The sequence below is a fragment of the Hydrocoleum sp. CS-953 genome, from assembly GCF_002260545.1.
Lineage (GTDB): Bacteria > Cyanobacteriota > Cyanobacteriia > Cyanobacteriales > Microcoleaceae > Trichodesmium.
Genome location: NZ_LGSU01001184.1, coordinates 1 through 7650, shown reverse-complemented (window position 1 = coordinate 7650; position 7650 = coordinate 1). Strand labels below are relative to the sequence as shown.

General features: G+C 34.5%; 3 protein-coding genes and 2 pseudogenes. 1 reads left to right on the top strand and 4 read right to left on the bottom strand.

Annotation, left to right across the window (positions count from 1 at the left end; genetic code table 11):
• Positions 1-179: 179 nt before the first annotated feature.
• The 4 genes and pseudogenes from AFK68_RS35275 to AFK68_RS45705 all read right to left on the bottom strand — a co-directional run.
• Positions 180-368 (bottom strand): hypothetical protein, encoded by a 189-nt coding sequence (locus AFK68_RS35275; RefSeq protein WP_143438047.1) that lies wholly within the window; start codon positions 366-368, stop codon positions 180-182.
• 582 nt (positions 369-950) lie between these two features.
• Positions 951-1970, bottom strand: coding sequence for an adenosyl-hopene transferase HpnH (gene hpnH, locus AFK68_RS19290; protein WP_094674257.1), 1020 nt, complete (start codon positions 1968-1970; stop codon positions 951-953).
• Positions 1971-2564: 594 nt separating this feature from the next.
• Positions 2565-3305, bottom strand: a pseudogene (locus AFK68_RS42075) (Npun_R2479 family HD domain-containing metalloprotein); the annotation flags it as partial.
• 152 nt (positions 3306-3457) lie between these two features.
• Positions 3458-3574: pseudogene (locus AFK68_RS45705) on the bottom strand (metal-dependent phosphohydrolase); the annotation flags it as partial.
• 2737 nt (positions 3575-6311) lie between these two features.
• Between AFK68_RS45705 and gshA the strand changes: the two are divergent.
• Entirely contained in the window at positions 6312-7463 is a 1152-nt protein-coding gene (gshA, locus tag AFK68_RS19265) for a glutamate--cysteine ligase (protein ID WP_094674253.1), read from the top strand.
• Positions 7464-7650 lie beyond the last annotated feature (187 nt).

Here is a 7650-nt window from a genome sequence, read left to right as displayed (position 1 = left end):
TACAAAGTTAATAGGCAAGATACCTGTATTACTTAAGTTGAAAATATGAGATATTTAATCCTAACTAAATATAGCACTTTCTGTTGCCCGTGAAGTACAAAGTTAATAGGCAAGATACCTGTATTACAATAATTTTACCATTTAAACTTGTACATGATTAGTCCGAAATCTGCTGTAGATTAATTTAGTGATTGATTATCAGTTTCTTGTTTCAACTTATTCAGGAAATATTGATTTATCTCCGAAAAACAAAATTCTGTACTTTCTCCCATACAGAAATACCAGATTACTCTTGATGACAATATAGCTATCAGAAATGATTTGTGAAAAAAAGCTGTAGGGGTTTGGTCTCCAAACCCTAATACCATTTCTCAAAAACTTTTCTATATTTGATTGAGTAGGGGAGTTTAGGGACGTATCGCTGCGCGACATGTTTGCGGAGCATTCCGGAACGGAAAACGCATTTTTTTTATGCAACGTCCGTACGGGAGAAGTAAAAATAAGGATAATTAAGATTAAATTGCTTAAAATAAGCAAAAAGGTAATTCTGCCAAGGTAATTACTTAATAACTGAAGTATTAATCAAGTAGAGCATTAATGCATGGGAATTAGTATAACCAAAATGGGATTTGGAGACCAAACCCCTACGATAAAATATTACAACCTAATTGAGGATTGCTATATGACTAGATTTGTCAAACAGTAGAAAGAGAAAAAATTAATTTTCTACCTACATTTTCTTAATTTATCTAACCACCAATTTTGTAAGCATTCAGCTATCAGCTATCAGCTTTACTACCTTTATTAGGCAACTAAAGCTTGTTTTTCCTGTGCTTCAATTCTCTGATTAAAAATATAGTAGAAGTTAAACTAATACTTACTTCATCTATTAAAAAGCTGTTAACGAAGTTCCTCCGTAGGAGGCTAGCTAACTGCTAATAGCTGAATGCTTACCCAATTTTCAACAAAGAACCTACAACTTGAGGAATATTTTCTAACTCCATAGCTGCCATTGCTGCGGTCGGTTCATAACCACAATGAACCATACAATCAGCACATTTAGGATTTCCACTTTTATAACCATAATTATCCCAATTAGTTTTCTCTAAAAGTTCCTTAAAAGTAGCATAATACCCCTCATTCATTAAATAACAAGGTTTTTGCCAACCAAGCACACTATAACTAGGACTACCCCAGGGAGTACAATCATAATCTTTTTCGCCTATCAAAAAATCTAAAAATAGAGGATTATGATTAAAATTCCAATTCTTTTTACCAGCTTTAAAAGGAGAAAGAATTTCTCGAAATAATAACCGAGTTTGTTGTCGCTTCAGAAAATGTTCCTGGTCTGGTGCCCACTCATAACTATAACCAGGAGAAATCATCATTCCATCAATATTTAAACTTTCCAAAAAATCAAAAAATTCCTGCATTTGTTTTGGGTCTGCTCCCTCAAATACAGTAGTATTAGTAGTAACTCGAAACCCTCTAGCTTTAGCAGCACGAATTGCTTTAACTGCTATTTCAAACACCCCTTGTTTATCCACACATTTATCGTGAGTTTCCTGTAAACCATCAAGATGAACACTAAAAGTTAGATAAGGAGAAGGTTTAAATTTATCAAGACTTTTTTCTAGTAATAAACCATTAGTACATAAATAAACAAACTTTTTCCGTTCAACTAACCCTTGTACAATTTCATCAATTTGTGGATGTAATAAAGGTTCTCCTCCAGGAATAGAAACAACAGGAACTCCACATTCCTCCACAGCAGCAAAACATTCTTCAGGCGTTAAATTTTGCTTGAGAATTTCTTTCGGATGCTGAATTTTTCCACAACCAGGGCAAGCTAAATTACATCTAAATAAAGGCTCTAACATTAAAACTAAAGGGAAACGTTTACGTCCTTTCAGACGTTGAGTTAAAAGATATTTTCCTACTTCTAAAGCTTGTTGAAGTTGAATTGCCATTAATTACCTCACACCTAATATACGCAAATATACGCAAAAAAAATTTCACTTCTACTCTGAGAAAATTACCAGAAAATCAGGTCAATAATCTCCTCTTTAAAGAGGATAAAAAAGAAAATGGTAGTCCTGCATAGTAATGGTAGATGGATGGGGATGGGGAGGTGGGGTGATGTGGTATGTTGGAGTATTTTTCAACCTTAGACCACCATTACAATGCACCACCACCAAGAAAATTAAGTATTTTAAGTCTCCCTATTGCACGAAGCACTGTTAACTCGTAACTGATAACTGTTAACTGATATAGCCCTACGCATTAAGGTGTTTGACATTTCTAAATCCTGTTAGCGGAGCTTTTCCCTATACGAAAAACCCTTTGACAGTCTGCTGTTCCCTGTTCCCTCTCTTGGTGCGCGTTCCCTTGCGTCTTACGCCGACGCGGGGTCGCACCGCTGTTCCCTGTTCCCTGTTCCCTAGCGCGTAGCGCTATAACTGAAATAACCAAGGCATTTTTATCAATAAAAATCCGGGTTTCTAATTTTAGTTGATAGAAACCCGATTTGTCTGATCTTAATAAATTATTCCTTTCTATTCTCGCTAGCTAACAAATGCTGCTTCTGGTACAGCATCATCATGTTCAACCCTGAAGACATTAGCACTTAGATTAGCTACAATTTGTTTTCCTTGTTGAGTCAGATTCAGATAGGAAACCGCATCCTTAATATAGCTATAAACTACATTCCAGTAAAACTTAGGATAACCCTGACGTAAATCACCTGGATTGTTGTATCCTAATATTTTATTCTGACCTGTTTCTTCAAATTCATAGAACAGGGCACTAATTTTTTGTAAATAGCGAGGGTCACTCAATTGACCAATTAAATCTGCAGACCTCACTAGACCAGGATAATTTTCCTTATCCTGATGATCCTTATCTGCTGGTACAGGGAAACGAGTCAATTCTATATTACGCTTAATTATTTCTGCGTCAATTAACTTATGACCTCCAAAGCGTTCGTCAATAAATAGCTTACCTCGATCAACATGATAGGGAGTAAGACTAGCATCTGTAGCACCTCTGGGTAGAGATACTTTCATGTTATCTACTCCGGTAGCATACAATCTTAAATCCCCTCGATCTTGACGACATACACCTTTGACATACCCAATATCGTGACAAAGTAGAGAAATGTGGTAATGTAACCAATCTTCACAAGATACCCCACCTTCACGGATATGCTTTCCTCGTAAAACTTCTTGTCCCACTAAAGTTACAAGAATAGTATGTTCTACATTATGATAAAGGGCATCACCATTAGCAATGTTTTCTAATGCCATNTGTGGTAATGTAACCAATCTTCACAAGATACCCCACCTTCACGGATATGCTTTCCTCGTAAAACTTCTTGTCCCACTAAAGTTACAAGAATAGTATGTTCTACATTATGATAAAGGGCATCACCATTAGCAATGTTTTCTAATGCCATCCCAGCTGCCCAGGCGATAATATCAGCATAATCTGATTTATATCCACCATAAGTATGACGATAGCCATCAGTTAGCTTTTTTATGAAAGCATCAATCAGAAGTTCAGTGGAGTTAAACATCTGCAGTCTCCTAATTTCAATTTACTCTTTATACTTACTTTTATTTACCATCATAAACAGATTATCTAAGATCGTTTTTTTCCCTTCGATCAAGTTATATATCTATAACTAATAAGTTATTTTCATTAATAGCTAATCAATTTGTTTCAAGTTTCACTCTTACTTGTGTTTAATATTTATGGTCATTGCTCAACTCAATCTCAAGTTATTATTGGGTAAATAAAAGTAAATTACCCAACGAAAATTCAAAATTTTCTCACCCTTATCTTTAATTATATTGATAATAATATTTAGTTATCCATTTGTATGGTATTCACTCTTGACAAATTTGCCAGATTAAGTGTAACATTATATACTCAGGATAGTCAAAATTGACCATAAAGTAAAAAATATTGTCCCTTATATTGAATTATAATATAGGGTTTGCTGAAAAGTCTTATGGGTGAGGATAGGAGTTGTAGGGGTGATTTCCGTGCCGGAATGCTCCCCAAACGTGAATCACCCCTACAGGATAAATGGGAATTACAGAGAGTCTAGTCGAATATACAGCAGTTTCCGCACGTTATGAGGTACATATATTGACAGTTAAGAATTTAGAAGTTATCTAGGGTATGACTACTACGAAGTTTACCGGAAATGTTTGCAGAGTCAGTTATACGTTAGTTAGTTCGGAAACTCCTGTAAGTGCTCCTGCTGTACCTCAAGGGCAACAGGAAGCGCTGTATTTGTCCCTCAATTTTTCCACTCTTGTCTGCTCAAAATCCTTACATTTTAAGCTTCAGGGATCAAAAAGCTGGCACTTTTTTCGCACACGCAAGATTTAGCATTTATATGTAAATGCTTTTATATTTAATCACCAAACCCTAATATAATTATTTTCCCTAATATTTTTTTCAAACAGCTATAATTATTAATATATACTATTTATACCTGGGAATCATCAGACATTATTTTATATAATTTTATCCTAACTTGCCTGTGATGAAAATCTACTATCATTGGTTACAATATAGCAATTCCCAAGAAGCGTGAGGTACAAAATTCGTTTGTTTTAGGGAACACTTAACTGGGAATAGGTATGGAGGGAATAGGGAATAGAAAAGAAATTAAAGAGCTTGTGTACCTCATAAGCTTGAGAAACCCTATAACATCATTTATATGTGATCCTCGCCACAAAAACAAAGAAAAAATATTGTACTGACATCTATAACTAAATCAAAAAAATAGCAATGACTAATCATAAAGATAAGTCTCAAAACATATTTTTTGATCCTCATCAAGAAGATAGTATCTTTGAAAAACTTCCTCAAGAAGTCAAAAAATGGGCAGCTAGTTTACCTTGGGAGCAACGCCGTTATGTTTTATCATTTTCCTATATTTTGTGTGCTTCTTCTCCTGAGAAACAAGCAGAATTTTTAGATGATTATATAGCAGATGGTTTAGCCGTAAAAATGCTGCAAGATATAGATACAATTAACAGGGTTAACAAATATCTGAGACGCTTTCGTGCCAAAACAAAAATTAATGAATATGTACTCCGAAACTACATTAGACTATATTACATTCATGCTGCTCAAGATGTAAGTTGTCAAACTAAACAGTATTTAGAGTCGGCCTTAAATTTAGTCATTAATACAGAAGAAAGAAATCAAATATTCAACTATATATTAGGATTTGAATTGATTAAAATTATATTCAAAATGAGTTGGTTACAACATGAGAGACTAGCCAGGCTTCAGACAAATCAAGAAAATTTTATTAATACATATATTAAGCCAATTCAGTATGCCCATCAAGTTAATGGTATTATCGTACCTAAAGATAAAAGTGTATTTTTTGCTAAAAGAGATTATTANCTACGGTTCCCGAAAAATCGGAGTAACAAGAAACCGGGTTTGTTGGAGTTCAATGGTAGGGACGTTTTGCTGACGCAGAGCTTCCGCTTAAAATGTCTCCGAAAATATTAAGCCAATTCAGTATGCCCATCAAGTTAATGGTATTATCGTACCTAAAGATAAAAGTGTATTTTTTGCTAAAAGAGATTATTATGTACAAATACCTGAGATATCTCCTAAAAATTTAGTAGAGTTAGTCATAGCAACTTTTACTCCTGAGAAAGTTAATAAATGTGGTTTCATAATCACTCGCCATATTAAAGCTTTAAGATTTGACTTTGATTACATCTTTCGACAACAAGAACAAGAAGGAATTTTTCCCAGTGAATTTGAATCTATAGTTAATTAAAGTACAATCATTATTAATTGTAATTNAATGTGGTTTCATAATCACTCGCCATATTAAAGCTTTAAGATTTGACTTTGATTACATCTTTCGACAACAAGAACAAGAAGGAATTTTTCCCAGTGAATTTGAATCTATAGTTAATTAAAGTACAATCATTATTAATTGTAATTTGAGTAGAACAAAATTAAGCAATAAGCAATCAGAAATAAAATAGTTTTAGGAACTGTTAATAAACTAAATCTTAAATCTTGAATACTGTCGCAGCTTGAAATTCCTGCCTAACTGCAAAAGTCAGCACTCAAGAAGACTAGCTATATTTTATTTTTTATATGTGGGGAAATACCTGCCCCTTCTCATCTATTCCCTTTTACCTATTTCCCTTTCTTCAGATTGACTTTAGAAAAAATTAAGCCCTAGAGCATAAGGCACAAACGTGTTAAATACACGATAGTATGAAAAATATAAATAAATCAATTAGATTCAGGAGCCTGTCGTGCTGCTATCCAAAGGATTTGAAGTAGAAATGTACACTGGCACACCCCAAGGTAATATAGTTGGCCTGTCAGAGCAAATTGTGGCCAAAGTAGAGGGGTTTGTGAGGGAGCCAGATAGTAGAAATGTAGAATACACTACTGCACCATTGTGTAGCTACGATCGACTTTTATGCGCTCTAGTAAAGCCAAGACTAAAACTACGAAACTATTTAAGCACTTTAGGAGATTACACCATAATTCCAGGAAGTACATTATCTCTAGGGAATAGTAATCTTTTTTATCGTTCTGACCCAAATAACCCATATCACACATATATAGAGGAAACCTACGGTGCGACAGTTGTTACAACCAGTATTCATATTAATGTTGGTATTAGTGACCCAGAATTACTAATGCGAGCTATTCGCTTAATTCGGATGGAAGCTCCTTTATACTTGGCTCTCAGTGCCTCTTCTCCTTTTCTCGATGGTCAAGTGACTGGGTTTCACTCTACTCGTTGGGCTACTTTTCCCAAAACTCCGACTTATGTCCCTTTGTTTGAAAGTCATAGTCATTTGATTAAATGGACCGAGGAGAAAATTGCAGCAGGGATTATGCAGAATGTCCGTCATCTATGGTGTTCTGTACGGCCTAACGGCGATCGTCGTCCTTATAATCTTAATCGTTTAGAATTAAGAATTTGTGATTTTGTAGACAACCCGATTATGCAACTGGCCTTAGTTGCTTTGTTAGAAGCTCGTTTATGGCAATTATTTGATGACCCTAGTCTCGATCCTTTAGAAAAAAGTCACTTTCCAGCAACTAACCGTTTGGAGGATTTAGTGAATTTAGCAGATAATAATGAAATTGCAGTAGCTCATCATAGCCTTGAAGCTCAAGTCCGTCATTGGCAAGATGGTAGAACTATTCTAGCAAGAAATTGGATTGAGGAAATCTATCAACAGGTTTTACCTTATGCGAAAGAACGTGGTTTTAGTTGCTTTCTTTCACCTATTAAAAAAGTTCTTCGTGAAGGTAATACAGCACAAAAATGGTTAAATAAATATCAGAGTAGTTTTGACACTCGCAGTGTAATTAAAGCCGCAATTTTGGAGATGGCACAAAAAGAAGAAGAGTTGGAAGATAAATTGTGTCAATCAATGGTTGCATAATCTGAGTTTTATCCTATCATAATTTATGTTTTCTACTTCCTCTTATGGAAAACTCATTGATTTTCATAAACTTCTTAAAATTTTGAATATCATAACCAACTTCTTGTTCATGTCAGTCAGCATTACTAATGTTATCTTTCCTATTTAAAAGGCTGATATAGGAATAGATACTTAACAAGTATAATGC

Excerpts from the sequence above, each read along its gene's own strand:
- hpnH (WP_094674257.1), bottom strand. The coding sequence starts at position 1,970 with ATGGCAATTCAACTTCAACAAGCTTTAGAAGTAGGAAAATATCTTTTA.
- AFK68_RS35275 (WP_143438047.1), bottom strand. The coding sequence starts at position 368 with ATGGTATTAGGGTTTGGAGACCAAACCCCTACAGCTTTTTTTCACAAA.